The organism is uncultured Microbacterium sp. (assembly GCF_945952435.1).
In the GTDB taxonomy this organism is placed as follows: domain Bacteria; phylum Actinomycetota; class Actinomycetes; order Actinomycetales; family Microbacteriaceae; genus Microbacterium.
Genome location: NZ_CAMFHZ010000001.1, coordinates 90,690 through 114,122, shown reverse-complemented (window position 1 = coordinate 114,122; position 23,433 = coordinate 90,690). Strand labels below are relative to the sequence as shown.

The 23,433-nt window shown below is 71.3% G+C and carries 20 protein-coding genes and 1 riboswitch; of the genes, 6 read left to right on the top strand and 14 right to left on the bottom strand.

Annotation, left to right across the window (positions count from 1 at the left end; all coding sequences use genetic code 11):
- Positions 1 to 166: 166 nt before the first annotated feature.
- Positions 167 to 249: riboswitch (ZMP/ZTP riboswitch) on the top strand.
- Positions 250 to 283: 34 nt separating this feature from the next.
- Together glyA and Q0P88_RS00500 are read left to right on the top strand one after the other, a co-directional pair.
- Positions 284 to 1,558, top strand: a complete 1,275-nt coding sequence (gene glyA / locus Q0P88_RS00505) for a serine hydroxymethyltransferase (RefSeq protein WP_295010324.1) — start codon at positions 284 to 286, stop codon at positions 1,556 to 1,558.
- A gap of 170 nt (positions 1,559 to 1,728) precedes the next feature.
- Positions 1,729 to 2,613: a bifunctional methylenetetrahydrofolate dehydrogenase/methenyltetrahydrofolate cyclohydrolase gene (locus Q0P88_RS00500; RefSeq protein ID WP_295010323.1), complete on the top strand. Its 885-nt coding sequence runs from the start codon at positions 1,729 to 1,731 to the stop codon at positions 2,611 to 2,613.
- Between the two features lie 36 nt (positions 2,614 to 2,649).
- Here Q0P88_RS00500 and Q0P88_RS00495 read toward each other — a convergent pair whose 3' ends face one another.
- On the bottom strand, positions 2,650 to 3,216 hold the full coding sequence (locus Q0P88_RS00495; protein ID WP_295010322.1) for a TetR/AcrR family transcriptional regulator: 567 nt from the start codon (positions 3,214 to 3,216) through the stop codon (positions 2,650 to 2,652).
- 68 nt (positions 3,217 to 3,284) lie between these two features.
- Between Q0P88_RS00495 and Q0P88_RS00490 the strand changes: the two genes are divergently transcribed.
- A complete protein-coding gene (locus tag Q0P88_RS00490; protein ID WP_295010321.1) occupies positions 3,285 to 3,761 on the top strand; it encodes a DUF4188 domain-containing protein in 477 nt (158 codons plus the stop codon).
- A gap of 102 nt (positions 3,762 to 3,863) precedes the next feature.
- The gene (locus Q0P88_RS00485; protein ID WP_295010320.1) at positions 3,864 to 5,207 is read left to right on the top strand and encodes an anaerobic C4-dicarboxylate transporter family protein; all 1,344 of its coding nucleotides are present in this window, start codon (positions 3,864 to 3,866) and stop codon (positions 5,205 to 5,207) included.
- Between the two features lie 25 nt (positions 5,208 to 5,232).
- Here the strand turns inward: Q0P88_RS00485 and Q0P88_RS00480 are convergent, their stop codons facing one another.
- From Q0P88_RS00480 to Q0P88_RS00445, 8 genes are all read right to left on the bottom strand, one after another.
- Entirely contained in the window at positions 5,233 to 6,321 is a 1,089-nt protein-coding gene (locus Q0P88_RS00480) for an N-formylglutamate amidohydrolase (RefSeq protein WP_295010319.1), read from the bottom strand.
- Between the two features lie 56 nt (positions 6,322 to 6,377).
- Positions 6,378 to 7,109: a DUF6882 domain-containing protein gene (locus tag Q0P88_RS00475; RefSeq protein WP_295010318.1), complete on the bottom strand. Its 732-nt coding sequence runs from the start codon at positions 7,107 to 7,109 to the stop codon at positions 6,378 to 6,380.
- A 77-nt stretch (positions 7,110 to 7,186) separates the two neighbouring features.
- Positions 7,187 to 8,002: an HpcH/HpaI aldolase/citrate lyase family protein gene (locus Q0P88_RS00470; protein WP_295010317.1), complete on the bottom strand. Its 816-nt coding sequence runs from the start codon at positions 8,000 to 8,002 to the stop codon at positions 7,187 to 7,189.
- Positions 7,987 to 8,772 (bottom strand): 2-keto-4-pentenoate hydratase, encoded by a 786-nt coding sequence (locus Q0P88_RS00465; RefSeq protein WP_295010316.1) that lies wholly within the window; start codon positions 8,770 to 8,772, stop codon positions 7,987 to 7,989. The genes Q0P88_RS00470 and Q0P88_RS00465 overlap by 16 nt, the downstream gene beginning before the upstream one ends.
- Positions 8,773 to 9,016: 244 nt before the next feature.
- On the bottom strand, positions 9,017 to 10,192 hold the full coding sequence (hpaD, locus tag Q0P88_RS00460; protein ID WP_295010315.1) for a 3,4-dihydroxyphenylacetate 2,3-dioxygenase: 1,176 nt from the start codon (positions 10,190 to 10,192) through the stop codon (positions 9,017 to 9,019).
- A 134-nt stretch (positions 10,193 to 10,326) separates the two neighbouring features.
- Complete coding sequence (hpaE, locus tag Q0P88_RS00455) at positions 10,327 to 11,865, bottom strand: 5-carboxymethyl-2-hydroxymuconate semialdehyde dehydrogenase (protein ID WP_295010314.1); 1,539 nt, start codon at positions 11,863 to 11,865, stop codon at positions 10,327 to 10,329.
- Between the two features lie 47 nt (positions 11,866 to 11,912).
- Complete coding sequence (locus tag Q0P88_RS00450) at positions 11,913 to 12,581, bottom strand: GntR family transcriptional regulator (protein WP_295010313.1); 669 nt, start codon at positions 12,579 to 12,581, stop codon at positions 11,913 to 11,915.
- Entirely contained in the window at positions 12,578 to 14,176 is a 1,599-nt protein-coding gene (locus Q0P88_RS00445) for a fumarylacetoacetate hydrolase family protein (protein ID WP_295010312.1), read from the bottom strand. The genes Q0P88_RS00450 and Q0P88_RS00445 overlap by 4 nt, the downstream gene beginning before the upstream one ends.
- 175 nt (positions 14,177 to 14,351) lie before the next feature.
- Between Q0P88_RS00445 and Q0P88_RS00440 the strand changes: the two genes are divergently transcribed.
- On the top strand, positions 14,352 to 15,728 hold the full coding sequence (locus tag Q0P88_RS00440; protein WP_295010311.1) for an MFS transporter: 1,377 nt from the start codon (positions 14,352 to 14,354) through the stop codon (positions 15,726 to 15,728).
- 138 nt (positions 15,729 to 15,866) lie between these two features.
- Here Q0P88_RS00440 and Q0P88_RS00435 read toward each other — a convergent pair whose 3' ends face one another.
- The gene (locus Q0P88_RS00435; RefSeq protein ID WP_295010310.1) at positions 15,867 to 16,565 is read right to left on the bottom strand and encodes an IclR family transcriptional regulator; all 699 of its coding nucleotides are present in this window, start codon (positions 16,563 to 16,565) and stop codon (positions 15,867 to 15,869) included.
- Between the two features lie 187 nt (positions 16,566 to 16,752).
- On the opposite strand from Q0P88_RS00435, the gene Q0P88_RS00430 reads away from it, so the two are divergent.
- Positions 16,753 to 18,624: an FAD-dependent monooxygenase gene (locus tag Q0P88_RS00430; protein ID WP_295010309.1), complete on the top strand. Its 1,872-nt coding sequence runs from the start codon at positions 16,753 to 16,755 to the stop codon at positions 18,622 to 18,624.
- A gap of 16 nt (positions 18,625 to 18,640) precedes the next feature.
- Here the strand turns inward: Q0P88_RS00430 and Q0P88_RS00425 are convergent, their stop codons facing one another.
- The 4 genes from Q0P88_RS00425 to Q0P88_RS00410 all read right to left on the bottom strand — a co-directional run bounded on the left by Q0P88_RS00425 (position 18,641) and on the right by Q0P88_RS00410 (position 23,365).
- Positions 18,641 to 19,498 (bottom strand): PhzF family phenazine biosynthesis protein, encoded by an 858-nt coding sequence (locus Q0P88_RS00425; protein ID WP_295010308.1) that lies wholly within the window; start codon positions 19,496 to 19,498, stop codon positions 18,641 to 18,643.
- 35 nt (positions 19,499 to 19,533) lie between these two features.
- On the bottom strand, positions 19,534 to 21,180 hold the full coding sequence (locus Q0P88_RS00420; protein ID WP_295010307.1) for a thiamine pyrophosphate-binding protein: 1,647 nt from the start codon (positions 21,178 to 21,180) through the stop codon (positions 19,534 to 19,536).
- A gap of 197 nt (positions 21,181 to 21,377) precedes the next feature.
- On the bottom strand, positions 21,378 to 22,901 hold the full coding sequence (locus tag Q0P88_RS00415; protein WP_295010306.1) for an ATP-dependent DNA ligase: 1,524 nt from the start codon (positions 22,899 to 22,901) through the stop codon (positions 21,378 to 21,380).
- A gap of 44 nt (positions 22,902 to 22,945) precedes the next feature.
- The gene (locus Q0P88_RS00410) at positions 22,946 to 23,365 is read right to left on the bottom strand and encodes a pilus assembly protein CpaE (RefSeq protein WP_295010305.1); all 420 of its coding nucleotides are present in this window, start codon (positions 23,363 to 23,365) and stop codon (positions 22,946 to 22,948) included.
- Positions 23,366 to 23,433: the final 68 nt, after the last annotated feature.

Genomic DNA, 23,433 nt, shown 5'->3' with positions numbered 1-23,433 from the left:
GGGTTCGATGCGGGGGCTGCGAGGCGATCCTGCGCGGCCGCGCACCCGGGACGGAGCGCGCGGTCCTGTGGCAGGACGCTGAACAAAATGTACCGCCGTGGCGGTCCGTCGCGAGCCGCGTCCTCGCGTCATGTCCCGCGGGATCCCGTCGCCGATCGGGTAGGCTCGTGCACGTCGCGACTGGCGTCTGGGTGGGTCACCACCGGGGAGCGACCGTCATGGATTCGACCGCGCGCCTGGGCCGATGAGCACCCTTCTCTTCGCTATGTCAAAGGAGCACGCCATGACCGACCGTTATTTCAACGCGCCTCTCGCCGAGGTCGATCCCGAGATCGCCCAGGTCCTCGACCGTGAGCTGACGCGTCAGCAGACCTTCCTCGAGATGATCGCCTCGGAGAACTTCGTCCCCGTCTCGGTCCTGCAGTCGCAGGGCTCCGTGCTGACGAACAAGTACGCCGAGGGGTACCCCGGCCGCCGCTACTACGGCGGCTGCGAGGAGGTCGACGTCGCCGAGGAGCTCGCGATCGCCCGCGCCAAGGATCTGTTCGGCGCCGAGTTCGCGAACGTCCAGCCGCACTCCGGTGCGACCGCGAACGCCGCCGTGCTGCACGCGATCGCGCGGCCCGGCGACACCCTGCTCGGTCTCTCGCTCGACCAGGGCGGTCACCTCACGCACGGCATGAAGATCAACTTCTCCGGCCGCCTGTACGACATCGTCGCCTACGGCGTGAACCCGGAGACCTCGACCATCGACATGGACGAGGTGCGCCGTCTCGCGATCGAGCACAAGCCGAAGGTCATCATCGCCGGCTGGTCGGCCTACCCGCGCACGCTCGACTTCGCCGCGTTCCGCGCCATCGCCGATGAGGTCGGCGCCCTGCTCTGGGTCGACATGGCCCACTTCGCCGGTCTCGTCGCCGCGGGGCTGCACCCCAACCCCGTGCCGCACGCGCACGTCGTCTCGTCGACCGTGCACAAGACGATCGGCGGCCCGCGCTCCGGCTTCATCCTCACGAACGACGCCGACATCGCGAAGAAGATCAATTCGGCGGTCTTCCCGGGACAGCAGGGCGGACCGCTCATGCACGTGATCGCCGCGAAGGCGACCGCGTTCAAGATCGCCGGCACCCCGGAGTTCAAGGAGCGCCAGGAGCGCGTGCTGCGCGGTGCGGCGATCATCGCCGACCGCCTCTCGCAGCAGGACGTGACCGATGCGGGCATCGCGGTGCGCTCGGGCGGCACCGACGTGCACCTCGTGCTCGTCGACCTCCGCGACGCCGATATCGACGGCAAGCAGGCCGAAGACCTGCTGCACGACATCCACATCACGGTCAACCGCAACGCGGTGCCGAACGACCCGCGTCCGCCGATGGTCACCTCCGGCCTGCGCATCGGCACGCCCGCGCTCGCGACCCGCGGCTTCGGCGACGCCGAGTTCACCGAGGTGGCCGACGTCATCGCGCTCGCGCTGCAGCCCGGCGCCGACGTCGAGGCGCTGCGCGCCCGTGTCGACGCGCTCGCCGCCGCGTTCCCGCTCTACCCCGACCTGCAGCAGTAGGCATCGCCGCATCCCGCCCCGGGATCGTTGAGCGAGGACGCCGAAGGCGACCGAGACGAAACGCGGCAATGTCGCAAGAGCGCGCGTTTCGTCTCGCCCGCCCGCCGTCGTCCTCCCTCACTGCCCGGGGACGGGCGACAACACCTTCGACCAGAGAACGGAGAGACGCGATGACCGCGAAGATTCTTGACGGCAAGGCGGCGGCGGCCGAGATCAAGGCGGAGCTCGCCGAGCGCGTCGCCGCGCTGAAGGAGCGCGGGATCGTCCCCGGCATCGCCACCGTCCTCGTCGGGGCCGACCCGGCCTCGCAGCTGTACGTGGGCATGAAGCACCGGCAGTCCGAGGCGATCGGCATGAACTCGATCCAGCGCGAGCTCCCGGCCGACGCGACCCAGTCCGAGGTCGAGGCGCTGATCGACGAGCTCAACGCCGATCCGGCCTGCCACGGCTACATCGTGCAGCTGCCGCTGCCGAAGCACCTCGACACCGACGCGATCCTGGAACGGATCGACCCGGCCAAGGACGCGGACGGACTGCACCCGACGAACCTCGGACGTCTCGTGCTCAACGTGAACGCGCCGATCCACACCCCGCTGCCCTGCACTCCCCGCGGTGTCATCGAGCTGCTGCTGCGCAACGACTACGACCTCAGGGGGAAGCACGTCGTGGTGGTCGGACGCGGTGTCACGATCGGACGCTCGATCGGGCTGCTGCTGACCCGTCGCGACCTCAACGCCACGGTGACGCTCACCCACACCGGGACGGTCGATCTGCCCCGCTTCCTCCGCGAGGCCGACGTCATCGTCGCCGCGGCGGGCGTGGCGCATCTCATCCGCCCCGAGGACGTCGCCCCCGGCGCGGCGGTCCTCGACGTGGGGGTCACGCGGGAGACCGATCCCGCCACGGGGAAGAGTCGGGTGCTCGGCGACGTGGATCCGGCCGTCGCCGAGGTCGCGGGCTGGATCTCGCCGAATCCCGGTGGCGTCGGACCGATGACGGTCGCCCTGCTCATGACGAACGTGGTCGAGGCCGCGGAGCGCGCCGCCGCAGTCTGACGGCTCCGGCGGGCGGCCCGCGTCGCGACGGGAGACTCAGCGTCCGGGGTGGACGGCCAGGATCGCGTCGAGCACGGTCTCGTAGACCGCGTCCGCGTCGACGACCGGCGGGCAGACCCGGGAGAGCTCGAGGCTCACGGCGCCGTGCACCTGCGCCCAGACGGCGATCGTGTCGCGCAGATCGGTCTCGGAATCGATCTCGGCGGATCCGGTCAGCGTGCGGATGAGGGGGAGCAGCGCGGTGCGCGCACTGGGCGGCTCCGCGGCGCCGCCGCGCGGATCGACCGTGCCGCTGAACATCAGCCGGTAACGGTCCGGGTGAGCGAGCGCCCAGGCCCGATAGGCGACCCCGAGAGCCCGGAGGCCGTGCGGCTCCGCCTCGCGCTGTGCTCGTCCGAAGGACGCGAAGGCGTCGTCGACGACCGCCGCGAAGAGCTCGGCCTTGCCGCCGAACAACGAGTAGACCGCCGAGGTCGACGTGTCCGCGGCCAGGGCGACCTCCCGCACGGAGAACCGCTCCGGTCCGTCCCGGTCGATCATCGCGGCCGCGGCCGCGAGCAACGCGGAGCGCAGGGTCGCATCGTGGGTGACAGGTCTTGCCATGAGGTCCAATCTATCGTAACGTCGTTCTGTAACAGTGTTCCATAACAACGTGATGAAGGGATCCCGCGATGGGTGCCGACGTCTTCCCCGGCCGCTACACCGCCTCCGTCGACCGCGAGGGCATCACCGTCTTCGTGATCGGCATGCGGGCCAACAGGTGGTGGCAGTTCGCCCGCGTGCAGCGCGTCGCGCGGAACATGCCCAAGATCCTGCGCCACCTCGCCACGCACCCGGAGGCGGGGATGCTCGGCGCCGAGAGCTGGCTGGGCCGCACCACGATCCTGCTGTCCTACTGGGAGAGCCCGGAGCATCTGCAGCGCTTCGCCGCCGATCGCGACGCACCGCACCTGCAGCCGTGGCGCGATTACATGAAGACGCTGCTCGGCTCGGGCAGCGTCGGGGTGTGGCACGAGACCTATCAGGTCCCCGCGCGGGATCTCGAGGCCGTCTACGCCGACATGCCGCTGTTCGGCCTGGCCGCCGCGACCGCGCACGTGCCGATCACCGCGGGCCGCAACACCGCCCGACAGCGCCTCGGACGCTGATCGGGGGCGCGTGGCCGCGGCGGGAATCGCGGCCGCGATGACCCGGCCCCCCCGGCCGGCGGGTCACTAGGATGACGCTGACCGTGACCGGAGGAGCATCCTGTGGAGATCGCGCTTTTCATCGCCGAACTGATCGTGGTCCTCGGCTGCATCGTGATGGGGACCCGCTCGAGCGGCGTCGGGCTCGGCCTCTGGGGCGGGACCGGGGTCGCGATCCTCGTCTTCGTCTTCCGAGTGGCCCCCGGCTCTCCGCCGGTCGACGCGCTGCTGATCGTGCTGACCGTGGTGCTGGCCGCCTCGATGATGCAGCTGGCCGGAGGGATCGACTGGATGGTCTCGGTCGCGGCGGGCATCATCTCGCGCAGCCCCCGGCAGATCACCCTCATCGCGCCGCTCGTCGCATTCCTGTTCTCCGTCGGCGCCGGCACCTCGAACATCCTCTACCCGCTGCTGCCGGTCATCCAGGATCTCGCCTACCGCAACGGCATCCGTCCCTCCCGTCCACTGTCCCTCTCCGTGGTCGCGACGGGCGTGGCGCTCGCGTGCAGCCCCGTCTCCGCTGCGATGGCCGCGATGGTCACCCTCACCGACACCGCGCCGTGGGACTTCGAACTCGTCGACATCCTCAAGGTCACGATCCCCGCGGCGATCGCCGGGATCGTCGTGTCCAGCATCGTGGTGAACCGCCTGGGCAAGAACCTCGCGGACGACCCCGAGGTGCAGGCGAAGATCGCCCGCGGCGAGCTCGCGCCGCCGCGGTCGGGGGCGGGCGAGGTGAAGGCCGACGTCACGGTCACTCCGGCCGGCCGCAACGCGGCGATCATCTTCCTCCTCGGCGTGGCCCTGATCGTCCTCTTCGGGCTGTTCAAGCCCCTCCGCCCGCTGGACGCGGCCGGGATGCCGATCGCGATGACGCCGATCATCGAGATCGTGATGTTCGTCGCGGGCACGGTGATCCTGCTCGTCGCGCGTCCGAAGGTCGCGGAGATCCCCGGTATGACGGTGTTCCGGGCCGGTATGGTCTCCGCGATCGCGCTGTTCGGCCTGGCCTGGCTGACCGACACCTTCCTCGGAGCGCACTCCCGCCTCATCGCCGAGGGCGTCGGCGGACTGGTCAGCGCTGCGCCGTGGATCTTCGCGCTCGGCGTGTTCCTCGTCTGCGTGCTGACGACCAGCCAGTCCACCGCCACGCGCACCATCGTCCCGATCGGTCTCGCGGCCGGGATCCCTCTGGGCCTGCTGTCGGGCATGTGGGCGGGCGCGTTCGCCGGAATCTACCTGCTGCCGACGAACGGGTCCCAGATCGCCGCCGCGAACTTCGACACCTCCGGCACGACGAAGCTCGGCACGAAGCTCGTCGACCACTCCTTCTTCGTCCCGACGCTGGTGCTGGCGGTCACGACGATCGCGTTCGGCGCGCTGTTCGGCGTGCTCTGGGGAGGATGACGCCCGCCCCGATCCTCCGGCGTCCTCAAAGCGCGCGGTAGAGGTCCCACGTCCGCCGGCAGGCCGCGGCGAGCGCGTCAACGCGCTCCGGATCCTCCGACACCCAGTCCGATCCCGGACGGTGCAGCTGCGCGGTCGCGGCGTCGCCGAGGAGGAACTCACGCAGGAACTCCGCCTGCACGGCGTCGAGTTCCGCGCCCGACTCCCGCGCCTGATCCCCGACCTCGCGGAAGCGTGCGCCGGCCGAGCGGATCTCCTGGCTGCCCAGATACGGCCGGTTCAGCGTGACGTCGCCCGCGGCCTCCACCCGGAAGCCCGCGCGATGCGCCTCCGCCAGGGCGCGCAGCCGCGCCGGATCCATCGTCGGCGGATCGGCCGGGTCACGCTCCTCGCCGCGCTCGCCCCCGCGATTCGACAGCGCGACGACCCGGGGCAGCCGGTCCTTCTCCGCGCGCGGCACGTCCACGGCGCCCTGGCGGGTCGTCGTCGTGTTCATCGTGTCGTGGAAGGAGAGGCGGGTGAGCCGCCCGCCGTGCGCGAGCCGGGCCGTCAGGAGCCGCTCGGTGAGGTCGTCCCGGATCTGTTCGTACACGCCGAGGCCTCGCTCGGCGACCTCCGCGAACGCCTCCACGAGCCGGCGCATCTCCGCATCCGTGTCGGGCACGCGCAGCAGGGGGAAGAACGAGAACGTCACGGGACGGATCGCGTCGACGCCGCTCAGGTCGACCGGGTTCCCCGGACCGGCCGCGCGCACGCGCCGGAGCGCCTCCGTGAGATCCGCGGCGACGTCGGCGGGCTTCGGGCGGTTGGGATCCCGGACCAGACGCGGGTGCGGATTCACGACCGCCACGACGTGCGGATCCTGCGCGGCCCACCGCCGCACGACCGAGGCGGTCGAGACGTCCGTGAAGTCGTACTGCAGCCGACGGGTCAGGGCGGGGGACAGGAACTCCGCGAGCTCCTCGGGGATCGCAGCGCCCGCGTGCGGGGCGCTCACGAGCACGTCGGCGTCCTGCAACGCCTCGTCGAGGGTGCGATGTGCGGGATCGGCGTAGACGACGATGTCGTCGAGCGCGAACGTGCGGCCGGCGGGGATGGTGTCGAGGGCGCCCATGCCGGCCATGCTAACCGGCGGGTCGTGCTCCGCGGGGGAGGACGAGGGGGCCGGGATCAGGCCTGCGCGGGCTGACCGAGCTGCGACTCGACGCCCGCGATGCGCGCGTACTCGTCGAAACGGAACGTCGCGCTGCCGCTGGCGTCGCTCACGACGGCACCCGAGTAGGCGTCGTCCGTCCACTGCATCGACCATCCGGCGAGGCGCGCGAGGTCCCAGACCGAGGAGCGCGGGTCGGAGAGATCGAGCCCGCTCAGGACCCGCGGCAGCGCGAGGACGGCGTCGGCCACGGTAAGCGGGGGAAGGGGGGCGTCGAGCAGGAACACGGCGCGGGTGCCGCTGCCGACCGGTGCCGAATAGTACGGGGAGCGACCGGTGATCTCCTCCGCGACCGCGCCCACCTGGTGCGCGGCCGCAGCGATCCAGGCCTCGACGTCCGCGTCCGCCTCGGCGGGGAACGGAAGCTCCGGCTCCGACAGCTCGGCGATCGCGTAGGTCGTCCCGTAGTCGCGCAGCCCCGCGATCGACGCGTCCGCTCCTCCCTGCGGGTGCGCCCAGGCCCACATCAGCGAGCGGGGACCCGGTGCGATCGTCGCGACGAGCGAGGCGCGGGCGACGAGCTGCCGGCTCGGATCCGCCTCTGCGGTGAACGTCAGCGTGCCCGCGGCCAGATCCGCGTCCCAGCGGTGCTCGCCGAGGGCGGCGGTCGCCGTGACGAGCTGATCCTGACGGAGAGCGGCGAACAGGGCCGCACGGTCGGCGAGGGGCGCGAGAGCGGGGAACGTCATGGCATCATCCTGCCGTCCGTGGCTATGAAAACGCCAGTCGCATCCCGGGAGGAGCGTCGCGACGGCCCGGCGCCGCGTCAGTAGCTGGGACGCGGCTCGTCGGCTTCGGCGTCCTCGGTGGACGGAAGGTAGCGGGTCGCGAGCGCCTCGGACGCCCGCGCGAGCAGGGCGACGTCCGCGCCCACCGCCACGAAGTCGGCGCCGGCGGCGACGTACGCGTCCGCCGCCGCGGGATCGAACGCGTTCACGCCCACGGCCTTCCCCGCCTTCTTCACGGCCGCGAAGACGTCTGTGACGGCCTCGACCACGGCGGGGTGCGTCTGCTGGCCGAGGAGCCCCATCGACGCGGCGAGGTCGGACGGTCCGACGAACACGGCGTCGACGCCGTCCACGCCGGCGATCCCCTCCGCCGCCTCGACGCCCGCGACGGACTCGATCTGCACGGTGAGGGAGACGTACTGATCGGCATCGACGAGATACTTCTCCACCCTGTTCCAGCGGGCGCTGCGGGCGAGAGCGGATCCGACTCCGCGGATCCCCTCGGGCGGGTAGCGGGTCGCGGCGGCGGCGGCGAGGGCCTCGTCCACGGACGACACCATCGGCACGATGAGATTCTGCGCGCCGAGGTCGAGCACCTGCTTGATCGCGACGGCGTCGTTGAACGGCACGCGCACGAGCGGCGTGACCGGATAGGCGGCGGCGACCTGCAGCTGCGTCTGGATCGTCTCGAGCGTGTTCGCGGAGTGCTCGCCGTCGATGAGCAGCCAGTCCAGCCCCGAGCCCGCGGCGATCTCCGTCACGAGGGGGCTGCCGGTGCAGGCCCACAGTCCGAACAGCGGTCGCACGGCCACGCCGAGCTGCTCGCGGAACGTCGGGTTCAGTTGAAGCGGCATTCGATGACTCCCATCTCGCCATAGTCGCATCGCACCTCGTCGCCGGCGGACACCCACATCGGCCGGGTGAAGGATCCGGCGAGGATGATCTCGCCCGCCTCGAGCCGGGCGCCGTGCTGGTGGAACTTGTTGGCGAGCCAGGCGACGCCCGTGGCCGGATGGCCGAGGACGCCCGCGGCGACGCCCGTCTCCTCGATCTCGCCGTTGCGGCTGAGCACGCCGGGCACCCAGCGCAGATCGATCTCGTCGGGACGCTTGTGCACGGAGCCGAGCACCATGGCGCCGTACGCGGCGTTGTCGCTGATCGTGTCGACGATCGTGCGCCCCTCCAGTTCGATGTGCGAGTTGAGCACTTCGAGGGCGGGGACGGCGTAGTCGATCGCGGCCAGAGCGTCGTCCAGCGTGCAGTCCGGGCCCTCCAGCGGGGTCTTCAGGACGAACGCGAGTTCGACCTCGATGCGCACGTTGGAGAAGTCGGAGGTGGGGATGACGGATCCGGACGGGTAGACCGTGTCGTCGAACATCACGCCGTAGTCGGGCTCGGTGATGCCCGTGGCCTGCTGCATGGCCTTGGACGTGAGGCCGATCTTGCGGCCGACGAGGCGGCGGCCCGCGGCGATCTGGGCGTCCCGCCAGACGCCCTGGATCGCGTACGAGTCCTCGACGGTCGCCTCGGGATGGCGCGCGGTGATCCGCGGGATCACGCCGTGGGTGCGGTCCGCCTCGGCCAGCTCGGCGGCCAGGGCGGCGATGGTGTCTGCGGGAAGCATGGGGACATCCTCTCGTGCGGATGGGGCGTTTCGTCTCGGTCGCTGCGCGTCCTCGCTCAACGACCGTGGGGTGGGGCGTTTCGTCTCGGTCGCTGCGCGTCCTCGCTCAACGACCGTGCGGGTGGGGCGTTTCGTCTCGGTCGCTGCGCGTCCTCGCTCAACGACCGTGCGGGTGGGGAGGCGAATCGGGGACGTTGAGCGAGGACGCCGAAGGCGACCGAGACGAAACGGCGTCTCCGAGACCTCAGAGCTGGTGGCCCAGCTTGTACTCGCCCTGCTTCCACTCCGGCATGCCCTCCGCGGCGGCGCCGTCCTCGGGGGCGCGGGTGTAGCTGAAGCCGTCGGCTCCGATCGTCACCGCCATCTCGCTGCTGTCCGTGCGTGCGACGACCGGCTGCGGGTTGCCGTCCAGGTCGAGCACGAGCGACGCGTCCGTGTACCAGGACGGGACGACGGGGTTGCCCCACCAGTCGCGGCGCTGATTGTCGTGCACGTCCCAGGTGACGACCGGGTTGTCCGGGTCTCCCGTGTAGTAGTCCTGCGTGTAGACCTCGACGCGGTGGCCGTCGGGGTCGCGCAGGTACAGGTAGAACGCGTTCGAGACGCCGTGGCGGCCCGGGCCGCGCTCGATCGCGTCCGAGCGGCGGAGCGCGCCGAGCTTGTCGCAGATCGCGAGGATGTTGTGCTTCTCATGCGTCGCGAAGCACACGTGGTGCATGCGCGGGCCGTCGCCGCCGGTCATCGCGGTGTCGTGCACGGTGGGCTTGCGGCGCATCCACGCGGCGTAGACCGTGCCCTCCTCGTCCTGGATGTCCTCGGTGACGCGGAAGCCGAGGTCCTGCATGTACTTCACCGCGCGCGGAACGTCCGGCGTGACCTGGTTGAAGTGATCCAGGCGCACGAGCTCGCCCGGGATGTGCAGGTCGTAGCGCCAGCTCATCCGCTCGACGTGGTCGGTCTGGAAGAAGAACTCATAGGGGAACCCGAGCGGATCCACCACCCGCACCGAGTCGCCGATGCCCTTGACGAAGCCGTCCGGGTTGCGGCGCACATCGCAGCCGAGCTCGGTGTAGAACGCGACGGCGCGATCGAGATCCTCGGGCGTCCGCACGCGGTACGAGAACGCGGCGACGGCCGCGACCGGACCCTTGCGCAGCACGAGGTTGTGGTGGATGAACTCCTCCGTGGAGCGGAGGTAGATCGCCTCGTCGTCCTCCTCGGTCACGTACAGGCCGAGCACGTCGACGTAGAACTGGCGGGAGGCCGTCAGATCCGTCACGACGAGCTCCATGTAGGCGCAGCGCAGCACGTCGGGCGGGCTCGCCTGCGGCGTCGGGATCGGGTTGTCGGTGGCGATGGGCGCCTCCTGGCTCGTGAAGAAGCCGGAGGAGGTGAGCGTCATGTCGGCGCGGTTGGTCATGTCAGCGTCCTTGCGTGAGAGAAAGTCGGTTCGGGTTCTGCTCCCGTCGCGATGGCTGTCGGTATGAGCGCGTCAGAGCGGCAGGAATCGCGACGGGAGCAGGGGGAGCGAGCGGGTCCGAGCAGGGGATCCGGTCAGCGGGGGTCCGGGTCGTCGAGGTCCTGCTCGGCAGGCGGCGCCTGCTTGCCGAAGACCGGGTTGTGCGGCTCGCCCAGGGTGATGTGCACGCTCTGCTGATCGGTGTAGAAGTCGATCGAGCGGTAGCCGCCCTCGTGTCCGAGGCCCGAGGCCTTGACCCCGCCGAACGGGGTGCGCAGGTCCCGCACGTTGTTCGAGTTCAGCCACACCATGCCGGCCTCGACGGCGCCCGCGAAGTTGTGCGCGCGCTTGAGGTCGTTCGTCCAGATGTAGGCGGCGAGGCCGTAGCGCGTGTTGTTCGCGAGGGCCAGTGCCTCCTCGTCGGTGTCGAACGGGGTGATGGCGACGACCGGTCCGAAGATCTCCTCCTGGAAGATGCGGGCGTCCGGGGAGACGTCGGCGAAGACCGTCGGCGCGACGTAATTGCCCGTGGGGAAGCCCTCGGGGCGCCCGCCGCCGGCGACGAGGCGGCCCTCCTCCTTGCCGATCTCGACGTAGCTCATCACCTTCTCGTAGTGCTCGGGGTGCACGAGCGCGCCGACCTCCGTCGTGGGGTCGTGCGGCAGGCCGACCTTGACCCGCTTGGCCTGGGCGGCGTAGCGCTCGACGAACTCGTCGTAGACGTCGCGCTGGACGAGGATGCGGGATCCGGCCGTGCAGCGCTCGCCGTTCAGCGAGAACACGCCGAAGATGCAGGCATCGATCGCGGTGTCGAGATCGGCGTCGGCGAACACGACTGCGGGGCTCTTGCCGCCGAGCTCCATCGACAGCCCCTTGAGGAAGGGAGCGGCGTTGCCGAAGATGATCTGCCCTGTGCGGCTCTCACCGGTGAACGAGATGAGGGGGACGTCGGGGTGCTTGACGAGGGCGTCGCCCGCGTCCTCGCCGAGTCCGTTGACGAGGTTGAAGACGCCCTGGGGCAGCCCCGCCTCCTCGAAGATGCCGGCCCACAGCGATGCGGACAGCGGGGTGAACTCCGCGGGCTTCAGCACGACCGTGTTGCCGGTCGCGAGCGCGGGGCCGAGCTTCCACGACTCGAGCATGAACGGCGTGTTCCACGGCGTGATGAGGCCGGCGACGCCGATCGGCTTGCGGTTGACGTAGTTCATCTGCTTGCCGGGGACCTTGAACGCGTCGTCGGCCTGGGCGACGATGAGGTCCGCGAAGAAGCGGAAGTTCTCGGCGGCGCGTCGGGCCTGACCCAGTGCCTGGGTGATCGGCAGGCCGGAGTCGAAGGACTCGAGCTCGGCGAGGCGCGCGTCGCGCGACTCGACGATGTCGGCGATCCTGTGCAGCACGCGCGAACGCTCGCGGGGGAGCATCCGCGGCCAGGGGCCTTCGTCGAAGGCGCGCTTCGCGGCGGCGACGGCGAGCTCGATATCGGCCTTCTTGCCGGCGGCGGCGTGGGCGTACGTCTCGTTCGTGACGGGGTTGAGCACCTCGAAGGTGTCGCCGTCGATCGAGTCGACGAACGCGCCGTCGATGTAGTGCTGGATGGTCGCGGGCAGGTCCGCGGGGGTGTAGACGTCGGTCATCATCGTCCTTCCGAGGGGGTTCTGTCGGGTTCGTGCGGTTCGGGTGGTCAGTCGGCGTGCGGATGGCGGCTGGCGAGGAACGCGTCCATCGTGCGCCAGCGGTGGTTGCGGGCCGCGAGCTCGATCTCGAGCGGATCGGCGCCGGAGCGGATCAGGTCGAGGATCTGCACGTGCTCCTCGACGGAGTGCTCGGCACGGCCGGGCACGAAGGCGAACGTCGAGTCGCGGATCCCGCTGAGGCGGGCCCAGCCACGGTGCACGAGGTCGAGGATGTGCGGATTGGGGCAGGGCTCGTACAGCACCGAGTGGAAGGTCTTGTTCAGCTCGGTGAAGGTGTGCGCGTCGAAGTGCGCGAGCAGGTGCGTCATCCGGTCGTTGACCTCGGCGGCCCGATCCAGCGCCTCGGCGTCGAGGAAGGGGGCGGACAGAGCGGTCGCGGCGCCCTCGATGAGCCCGAGCGACTGCATCGTGTGCACGTACTCGCTCTCGTCCACGAGGGAGACCCTCGCGCCCACGTTCCGCTCGAACGTGACGAGGTCCTCCGCCTCGAGCCGCCGGATCGCCTCGCGCACCGGGACGACGCTCATGTCGAGCTCCTCGGCGATCGTGCCGAGCACGAGGCGGAATCCCGGGCCGAAGGCGCGCGACGCGATGCGGGAGCGGATCCATTCGTATGCCTGCTCCGACTTGCTCCCGGTGAGGGCGGTGTCGGTCATCGCCGGCCTTCCCGGCCGTCCGCGAGCCAGGCCTCGTACGTCGCGCGCCACGCGGCGTTCATCGGGAACAGTCCGTCGACGGGGTGGCCCGACTCGACCTGCTCGGCGATCCATGCATCCTCGTCCTCCTGGGCGAGGGTCGCGTCGACGACCTCCTCCACGAGCGCAGGAGGGATCACGACGACGCCGTCCGCATCGCCGACGATCACGTCGCCGGGCTGGACCGCCGCCCCGCCGCACGCGATCGTGACGTCGACGTCCCACGGGACGTGCCTGCGCCCGAGCACGGAGGGATGAGCGCCCTGCGAGAAGACCGGAAGCCCGATCTCGGCGACCGCGGCGAAGTCGCGCACGCCGCCGTCGGTCACGACGCCGGCCGCACGGCGGGCCTTGGCGCGCAGCGCGAGGATGTCGCCGAGGGTGCCCGAGGTGGCGTCGCCGCGGGCCTCGATGACGATGACCTCGCCCTCCTCGACTGTGTCGAAGGCGCGCTTCTGCGCGTTGTATCCGCCGCCGTGGCTCGCGAACAGGTCTTCGCGGGCGGGCACGAAGCGCAGCGTCTTGGCGGTGCCGACGATCTTCGCGCCGGGGAGGTTCGCGCTCACGCCGTCGATGAAGCAGTGGTGCAGGCCGCGCTTGCGCAGCTGGGCCGAGAGCCCGGCGGTCGGTGCGGCGAGGAGCCTCGTGCGCAGCTCGTCGCTCAGCCGGGGCGCGGTGCGGGGCGTTTCGTCTCGGTCGGCTTCGCCGTCCTCGCTCAACGACCCCTGGGGGTGGGCGGCTTCGGTGGTCTCGGTCGACGACGCCTGGGGGTGGGCGGCTTCGGTCGACGGGTCCTCGGGGGGCAGACCCGCCTCCTCGCGCGAGCCCCACGCCTCGGCGCGCTGCAGATCGTCGACGGCGGGCAGGGATCCGAGCGCGCCGTCGAAGGGCACGTCGCCCTGCGCGACCGTGGTGCGCAGGCCTCCGGAGGTGTAGGTCTTCGCGGAGTGCGGCGCATCGACCTCGACGACGACGACGTCTCCCGGCTCGATCACGCTGGATCCGGCCGGGGTGCCGGTGAGGATCACGTCGCCCGGCTCGAGGGTGAAGTGCTGGGACAGATCGGCGACGAGCTGCGGCAGCGGGAAGAGCAGACCGGAGGTCTCGTCGTCCTGACGGAGGTCCCCGTTGACCCAGGCGCGCACCCGGAGCGAGCCGGGATCCACCTCGGCGGCCGGGATGAGGTCGGGGCCGAGCGGGGTGTAGCCGTCCCCGCCCTTGGAACGGACGTTCGACCCTTTGTCGTTCGCGCGCAGGTCGTAGAGCCCGAGGTCGTTCGAAGCGGTCACCCAGGCGACGTGCGACCACGCGTCCTCGACCCCGACGCGGTGCGCCGCGGTGCCGATCACGAGCGCGATCTCGCCTTCGAAGGCGAGGAGCTCGGTGCCCGCGGGACGCTCCACCGTGGCGTTGCTGCCCGCGAGCGAGGAGGAGGGCTTGAAGAAGTACGAGGGGGCGGCGGGGGTGCGTCCGCGCTGGTCCGCCCGCGAGCGGTAGTTGAGGTGGATCGCGATGATCTTGCCGGGCCGGGGGATCGGGACGGACGTGTCGGTCATCAGAGGGCGCCTCCTCGCGCGGATCGGCCAGGATCGGTTCCTTGGCGTCGTATTCGAAATCGTATATTATCGTGCAGGAGGGCGGCAAGCACCGATCCGGTCGCCTCGGAAGGCCCGCCACCACGGGCCGCGACGACGACGTCACCACGCACGACGTCATGCAAAGGAGCAGACAATGTCCGCAGAGCCAGGAGGCTTCACTCCCACGGGGACCATCGCCTCGCCGGCCGACCGCCGCCGCGTCGTCTTCGCGACGGTGATCGGCACGACCGTGGAGTGGTACGACTTCTTCATCTACGCCTCGGCGGCGGGGCTCGTCTTCGGCCAGCTCTTCTTCGCCCCGGCCGGGGAGGGATTCGCGCAGATCCTGTCGTTCATCACCGTCGGGATCAGCTTCCTCTTCCGTCCGCTCGGCGCCTTCCTCGCCGGACACCTCGGCGACAAGCACGGACGCCGGTTCGTCCTCATGCTCACCCTCGTGCTCATGGGGGCCTCGACGACGCTGGTCGGCTTCCTGCCCACGTTCGCGCAGATCGGCGTCGCGGCGCCGATCCTGCTCGTGCTGCTGCGGATCCTGCAGGGCATCTCGGCAGGCGGCGAGTGGGGCGGCGCGGTGCTCATGGCCGTCGAGCACGCGCCGAAGGCCAAGCGCGGCATCTTCGGGGCGTCGCCGCAGATGGGCGTCCCGCTCGGTCTGCTGCTCGCCTCGGCGGTGCTCGCGCTGCTCGCGATCCCGGGGCAGGCCTGGTTCCTGGCCTGGGGCTGGCGCGTCGCGTTCTGGCTGAGCGTCGTGCTGATCCTCATCGGCTACTATGTCCGCCGCAGGGTCGAGGAGAGCCCGGTCTTCCTGGAGCTCGCGGAGCGCAAGGCCGAAGCGCGCATGCCCATCGTGCAGCTCTTCCGCAAGCACGCTCTGCTCGTGATCATCGCGGCGCTCGTCTTCGCCGGCAACAACGCGGTCGGGTACATGACCACCGGCGGATACATCCAGCGCTACGCGACCGACCCCAAAGGTCCGATCGGCCTCAGCACCTCGGACGTGCTGTGGGCCGTCACCCTGTCCGGCGTCACCTGGCTGATCTTCACGTGGATCGCCGGTCTGCTCGCCGATCGGATCGGTCGCCGGACGACGTACATCGCGGGCTGGATCCTGCAGCTCGTCGGCGTGTTCCTGCTGTTCCCGCTCGTGAACACGGGGAGTGTCGGGATGCTGGCGCTCGCCCTCGTGATCCTCACCGTCGGCCTCGGCCTCACCTACGGCCCGCAGGCCGCTCTCTACACGGAGCTTTTCCCCGCCTCGATCCGCTTCTCCGGCGTCTCGATCTCGTACGCGATCGGCGCGATCCTCGGCGGAGCCTTCGCGCCGACGATCGCCCAGACCCTCGTCCAGGCGACGGGCTCGACGCAGGCCGTGACCTGGTATCTCGCGGGCATGACCGTCCTCGGTCTCATCGCGACCCTGCTCCTGCGCGACCGCAGCGGGATCCCGCTCGGCCCGGAGGCCGAGGAGGAGCAGGCGAAGAGTCCGATCTACGGCCTGTCCCGCGCCTGACGCATCGCGTTCTCAGGCTCGTCCCGCCGTTCGGGGAGGATCCACGTCGGATCTGCCCCGAACGGCGGATCCGTCCTGAGACGGGTGCGCTGGGTCGCGGCGACAGGGCGCGGGGACGGATCCCGGTGTTGGCCGTGTTCAGGCCCCGAGGGACTCGCGGATGGCCTCTGCAGAGCGCAGCAGCCGCCCGGCGATCTCGGCGTCGGTGCGATCCGTCGCCACGTGCACGACCGCGATCGCCGCGGGCCGTCGGCCGCGCAGGGCGAGCGGCACCGCCACCGACTGCACCGTGGGGATGACCTCGTCGTGGCTCGTCGCATAGCCGTCGAGCCGGGCCGCCGCGACCGACTCGCGCAGCCCGCGCGGGACGGGAGCCGGCCACTCGGCCTCGACGAGCTGGGTCAGGATGGCCTTGCCCGGGGCGCCGACCGTGACGGAATGGCGTGCGCCGGGGCGCTGGGCGACGCTGGCCACGGCATGACGGGGCTCGACGCTGACCAGGGTGATGCACTCCTGCCCGTCGAGCACGACGAGGAAGCACGTCATCCCGAGGTCGTTCGCGACGGAGGTCAGCTCGGGGAGCGCCTCGGACTGCAGATCGTGGGCGACCCCGGCCGCGAGGGCCGCCATTCGGGCGCCGAGCGCGACGAGCCCCGCGCGGTCGCGATCCACGAGGCCGTGATCCTCGAGGGTGCGCAGGAGGCGGTAGGCGATCGAGCGGTGGACGTCGAGGCGTGCGGCGATGTCGTCGATCGACAGGGATCCGCGGGCCTCTGCGAGGATCTCCAGGATCCTGATGCCGCGACTCAGTGTCTGCGACGCCGGCGCTTCGGCCATCGGCGCTCCTCCTCGGGGTGAGACCTTGCCCGATCCCCGGGGCTCGGTTACGCTGTGTTCAATAGTAGAACGGTGTGTTCGAATATAGAACACTGGGTGCTCATACGCAAGAGCGGATGACGCCTCCGGGCAACCGCCGTTCCGAAGCCCCGACCCCGACGGCGCCGTCAGGAAGGAATCGACGACGATGCAGTTCCACCACCACGGATACGTCTCCGGCGACCCGCGCGTGCTTCCCGCAGCGGGGGCGGGGATCGACCGCCCCGACGCCCTCCCGGATGAGACCGACGTGCTGATCGTCGGATCCGGCCCGGCCGGCATGCTGCTGGCCGCGCAGATGTCGCAGTACCCGAGCGTGACGACGCGGATCATCGAGAAGCGCGAGGGCAGGCTCGTGCTCGGGCAGGCGGACGGCATCCAGCCGCGCAGCGTCGAGACGTTCCAGGCCTTCGGCTTCGCCGAGCGGATCGTTGCGGAGGCCTACAACATCGGGTGGATGAACTTCTGGGGCCCGGATCCCGAGAACCCGCAGAACATCGTCCGCACTGCGCGGACCGCCGACTATGCCTACGACATCTGCGAGTTCCCGCACCTGATCGTCAACCAGGCCCGCGTGCTGGACTACTTCGCCGAGGCCGCCGCCGACGGCCCCGGTCGCATCCGCCCCGACTACGGCGTCGAGTTCCTCGGCCTCACCGTCCACGACGAGGGCGAGTACCCCGTCGAGGTCCGCGTGCGGCAGAGCGATCCCGCGACGGGGGACGCCGTCGAGCGGACGATCCGGGCGGCCTACGTCGTGGGCTGCGACGGCGCCCGCAGCGGCGTGCGCGAGGCGATCGGCCGCACGCATGTCGGCGGGATCTCCGCGCACGCCTGGGGCGTTATGGACGTGCTCGTCAACACCGACTTCCCGGACTGGCGCACCAAGTGCGCGATCAACGCCGAGGCGGGCAACATCCTGCACATTCCCCGCGAGGGCGGCTACCTCAGCCGCATGTACATCGACCTCGGCGAGGTCGCCGCCGACGACAACCATGCCGTGCGCTCGACGCCGATCGAGGCGATCATCGCGAAGGCCAACGACATCCTGCACCCCTACTCGATCGACGTGAAGCAGGTCGCCTGGCACAGCGTGTACGAGGTCGGCCACCGCATCACCGACGGCTTCGACGACGTCGACGAGGGCTCCGAGGCGACTCCCCGCGTGTTCCTCACGGGTGACGCCTGCCACACCCACAGCGCCAAGGCGGGGCAGGGCATGAACGTGTCGATGCAGGACGGATTCAACCTCGGCTGGAAGCTCGGATCCGTGCTCACCGGTCGCGCCCCGGCCGCGCTGCTGAAGACCTACGGCGCCGAGCGGCGGCCGGTGGCGCAGCAGCTCATCGACTTCGACCGCGAGTGGTCCTCGCTCATGGCCCGCAAGCCCGAGGAGATCTCGGACCCGCAAGAACTCGCCACCTACTACCTCGCCACCGCCGAGTTCCCGTCCGGTTTCATGACGCAGTACACGGAGTCGATGATCACGGGGTCCGCCGCGCACCAGGCGCTCGCCGAAGGCTTCCCCCTCGGCAAGCGGTTCAAGAGCGCGGAGGTCGTGCGGGTCGGCGACGGCAACGCGATCCACCTCGGGCACCACGCGAAAGCGGACGGGCGCTGGCGGGTGTATGCGTTCGGGGATCGCGACGGATCGGGACTGGACGCGTGGGCCGCGGCCGCCGCGCCCGTGTTCGCCCGGTTCACGCCGGCGGACGCAGACGTGGACGCCGTGTTCGACGTGAAGGCCGTCTATCAGCAGCCCTACGAGGACGTCGACGTCACCCGGACGCCCGCGCTGTTCCAGCCGAAGACGGGTCCGCTGGGGCTGACCGACTGGGAGAAGGTCTACGCCGCTGCCCCGTCGCATTGGTCGAGCACGGACATCTTCGAGGCGCGAGGGCTCTCCCGCGACGGCGTCGTGGTCGTCGTGCGCCCCGATCAGTACGTCGCCGCGATCCTTCCCCTGGACGCGGTCGCCGAGCTCGACGCCTTCCTCGGCGGTGCCTTCCGGGAGGCGTGAGCCTCCCTCCGGGGCGTCAGCGGATCGGGGTCGCGCCGCCCGTGACGACGATCCCGCCCGTCTCGGGGATCGAGACGGTCAGCAGACTCGGCCGTCCGACGTGCGCGCCCTGGTGGATCCGGATGCGACGCGACGGCGGGACGCGACCGGTCTCGCGCAGGTAGGCGCCGGTCGCCGCGGCGGCGGAGCCCGTCGCGGGATCCTCCGTGATCCGGCCGACGGGGAAGACGTTGCGGGCGAGGAACTCGTCGTCCGCGACGGCGTGCAGCAGCGTGATCGTGCCCGACCAGCCCTGCGCGCGCATGAGCGCGGCGACCGGCTCGGGCGCGAACCGGAACTGGTGGAAGAGCTCGCGATCGGTCAGCACGAGCACGGGGTGCCAGTTGCCCGCGAACGACTCCCGGGCGGGGTACGCCGGATCCAGGTCGTCGGGGCGCAGGCCGAACAGCTCCAGGGTGCGGGCGAGGACTTGCGGATCGAGCTCGCGCACGATCGGGTCGACGCTCGTGAACGAGACCAGGATCGCGCCGGACTCCGTGGCGGCCGTGAGGGCCACCTCGCCGACCGGGGTCTCGAAGACCATCGCGCCCTCGCCGTCGCGTTCGGCGAGGGCGACGGCGGTCGCGACCGTCGCATGCCCGCAGAACGGCACCTCCGCCTCGGGCGACCAGTACCGGATGCGGTGGCGGCGGACCCCGTCGGCGTTGGTAGAGGAGAGCAGGAAAGCCGTCTCCGGATAGCCGATCCGCGCCGCGATCCCGAGCATGTCGGCGTCCTCGAGTCCCGCCGCGTCGAGCACGATCCCCGCGGGGTTGCCGCCCTCGGGCGTCTCGGCGAAGGCGGCGTAGCGGAGGACGTCGGGCGTGGCGCTCATGAGACCGAGCCTAGGGCGTCCGCGGTCCGCGGGCCTCAGGAGTTCACGCGGATGATCTCCTGCTGGTACGGCGCGATGACCTCGCCCGAGATGCGCAGATCCAGGACGAGGTACGGGCGGCTCTGCGGATCCTGCTGCGCCCACTCGGCGAGCCGGTCGAGGTCCGCCAGGGTGCGCACGACGACCCCCTCCGCCCCGACGGCGGCGGCGAAGGCGGCGAAGTCGACCTGGGGGATGAGCATGGGCTCGCGGGCGAGACCCTTGAGGCCGTACAGGTTGACCTCGGCGCCGTAGGCGGCATCGTTCCAGATCACCGCGAGTCCGTGCCCGCGGGCGCTGCGCACGGCGGATTCGAGGTCCGCGATCGCCATGAGGCCGCCGCCGTCGCCCGAGGTGAGCACGACGGTCGCCTCGGGGCGGGCACGCGTGGCGCCGACGACGCTCGGCCATCCCTGGCCGATCGCCTGGAACGCCGTGCCGATCATCATCATCCGGTCCGGGGAGGCGACCGGCCAGTACATGTTCGCCCAGCCGATGAAGTGCCCGCCGTCGGAGACGACGACGCGGTCCTCCGGGAGCAGCTCGGCGATCCGTCGCGCGGCCGAACGGGGATCGAGGCGGCCGTCGGGCGCGATCTCGTCGCCCGGCTCGTACGCGCGCGCCGCCGCGACGTCGACGTTCTCCCGCCAGCCCGATCCGCTCGCCCCGTCCAGGCGGGCGACGAGCGCCTCGGCGGCGACACGCGCGTCGGCGCGGACGTATCCGCCCACGTGCGCGTGCGTGGCGGACGGGGCGACGTCGATCTGGAACACCTGCGTGTCCGGGGCGAAGAGGTCGCCGAAGCGCATCGTGAACTGGTTGAGCGACGCGCCGAACACGACGGCGACGTCGGCCGTGCGGATGAGCTCCATCGCGCCCTCGGCGCCGAAGCCGCCGGTCACGCCGAGGTCGTAGCGCTCGTCGGGGAAGACGCCGCGGCCCAGCGCCGACGACGCGGTGAGCGCTCCCGTGGCGTCGGCGAGCGCGCCCAGCGCCTCTCCCGCCCCGGCGAGCCAGGCGCCGCGGCCCGCGAGCAGGAACGGCCGCTGCGCGGTGCGGAGCGCCTCGGCGACGCGGTCGAGCATCCCCTCCGCGAACTCCCCGGTCGGGGCGAGCGGCGCGGGCACGCGGGGAGCCGGGGCGGCCGGGACCTCTCCAGCCTCGCGGGCCGCCACGTCGTAGGGGATCGCCAGGACGACGGGGACGCGGTAGGTGAGCGCGTGCTCGATCGCGATGACCGTGGTGGCCGCCGCGTCCGCGCGCCCCACAGTGTACGTGCGGGCGCCGACACCGGAGGCGAGCGCGATCTGGTCGACGTCCCAGGGGCGAGGACCGCTCGTCGGCTCGTCGCCGACCACGAGCACGAGGGGGATGCGGGCCTGCACCGATTCGGCGAGTGCGGTGAGCGTGTTGGTGAACCCCGCGCCGTAGGTGCTCGTGGCGGCCGCGATGCGGCCGGAGGCGCGGAAATGCGCGTCGGCGGCGACCACGGCGCCCTGCTCGTGGCGGACGGCGGTGAAGGACGCATCGGTCTGCTTCTCGATCGCGTCGAGGAAGTACGCGTTGCCGTTGCCCATCACGCCGAAGACGGCGTCGAGGTGCTGGGCGAGGGTGAGGGCGACGTGCGCGGAGACGGAGGGCATGCGGAACGTCCTTTCGAGACGACAACGGAAGAGGATCCGTATGTGTCTCGCCGGAGCGCGGCGTCGCGCTGCGGGCTTCGTGCCCCTTTTTCGAGCACCGGCGCATGAGCGGGACGCGCGCGCCGGACCTCGCCATTCTACCGCCACCGGGGCAATCGCTCCGTTCCTCGTGGGCTCCTCGGTGCCGCCCGGACGGATCAGCCGCGCAGAAGCGCCCGCAGGGACGCGATCGTGTCGGCGTCCGCGGGGGTCTTGTCGGGGCGGTAGTGCTTGACCCGGGCGAAGCGCAGGGCGATCCCGCCCGGATAGCGGGGGGACCGCTGAACGCCGTCGATGGCGATCTCCACGACCAGCTCGGGGTGCAGCATCACCGTGCCGGCGGTGCGGCTCGCCTCGTGACGAGGGAACTCCTCGGTCTGCCAGCGCAGCAGTTCGTCGGTGAGTCCCTTGAAGGTCTTGCCCACCATGACGAAGCCGCCGGGCTCGCCGAACTCGCCGTCGGGGTCGCGGGCGCCGAGGTGCAGATTCGACAGCCAGCCGCGACGTCGTCCCGAGCCCCACTCCGCGCCGAGCACGACGAGGTCGAACGTGAGCACCGGCTTGACCTTGACCCAGGACTTCCCCCGCCGTCCCGCCGTATAGGGCGCGTCGATCGCCTTCACGACCACGCCCTCGTGACCGGCCGCCAGGGCATCGCGCGACAGCCGTTCCGCGGCCTCGGCGTCGGCGGTGACGAGGCCGGGAACCCGCCAGGGCCCGGCCACGCGGTCGAGCTCGGCGAGGCGGAGCGCGAGGGGTTCGTCGATGAGGTCGCGTCCGTCGACGTGCAGCAGGTCGAAGAACCACGGTCGCAGGACGAGCTCGCGCGACGCCTCGGCGCCGAACCGGGACATGGTCTCCTGGAACGGACGCGGGCCGCCGTCCTCGTCGAGCGAGAGCGTCTCGCCGTCGAGAATCAGGTCGTGCGCGGGGAGCCCCCGCACGACCTCGACGATCTCGGGCAGGCGGTGCGTCACGTCGGCGAGACTGCGGGTGTACACGCGGACGTCGTCGCCGTGGCGGTGCACCTGGATGCGCGCGCCGTCGAGCTTGTACTCGACCGACGCCTCACCCGTGATCTCCAGGGCCGCGGTCGGCGTGCCGGCCGACGCGGCGAGCATGGGCAGCACGGGCCGGCCCACCGCGAGGCCGACGGCCGCGAGCTCCGCCTCGGTGCCCGTGAGGGCGAGCAGGGCGGTCTCGGCGAGGTCTCCGGAGAGCATGGCCGCCCGGCGCACCTCGTCCTTGCCCCGCCCGGAGGCGCGGGCGATCGCGTCGAGGAGCACCCCGGCCAGCGCTCCCGTGCGCAGTTCGCCCCCCAGGGCGCGCGCGAGCAGATCCCACTCCTGCGCGGTGGCCCGCGAGGAGAGGTCGGAGAGCAGCGCGCTGCGGCGCGCGGCCGATCCGGATCCGGAGGCGTCGGCGAGCGCGTCGAGCACGGCGTCGACCTCGCCGAGGGTCAGCGCGCCCTCCGCGGGATGCGTCGTGTCGACGGCCTGGAGGCCGCGCCAGCCGACGCCGAGCCTGCCCTGGCGCGGTTCGGCCAGCAGCAGGCCCACGAGCGGCCCGATCTCGTCCGGGGCGGCCGCGCGCAGCAGGAGGGCCAGGGCGTCGATCTTGGCGTTGCGCGAGGGCGTGGCGGCGACCTCCGCGGTGGCGGTGACGAGCGCGGCGAGCCTCATGGCCACATCCTCCCACCGGGGTCGGACATCCGCCCGCGCCCGGCTCAGCGGGTGCGCTCGAGGAGCGCGAGCAGCGCCTGTGCGTAGGCCTCCGCAGGATCCGGATGCTCGAAGCGCAGCGACGTGCCGGCGATCTCGACGGTGACCTCGAAGGTGTCGGGAAGGCGTTCGAGGCGTCGGAACGTGCCGCGCAGGAGGTCGCGGAGCTGATCCTCCCGTGGCAGCCAGACCGCCTCGGCGAGCGTGACGGCGTCGAGCGCCCATTCCGTCGTGCCGTTGAAGGCGAGCTCGGTGCCGCTCGGCGTCCGGCGCGCCTCGATCGTCATCTCGCTCACGGTGAAGACCTCGGCCTCCGCCTCGAGCTCGACGTCGTCGGGCAGATCGAGCTGGAAGCGATCGCCCTCGGCGGGATGCCAGCGCAGACCGGCGTCGCGCAGGGCCGCCGCGCGCTCGCGGGTGATCATCGCGCGCTCCCGCGCGAGAGGGACGGACGACGGCTCATCGTTCGAGCCTAACCCCGCCGGGAGTGCGA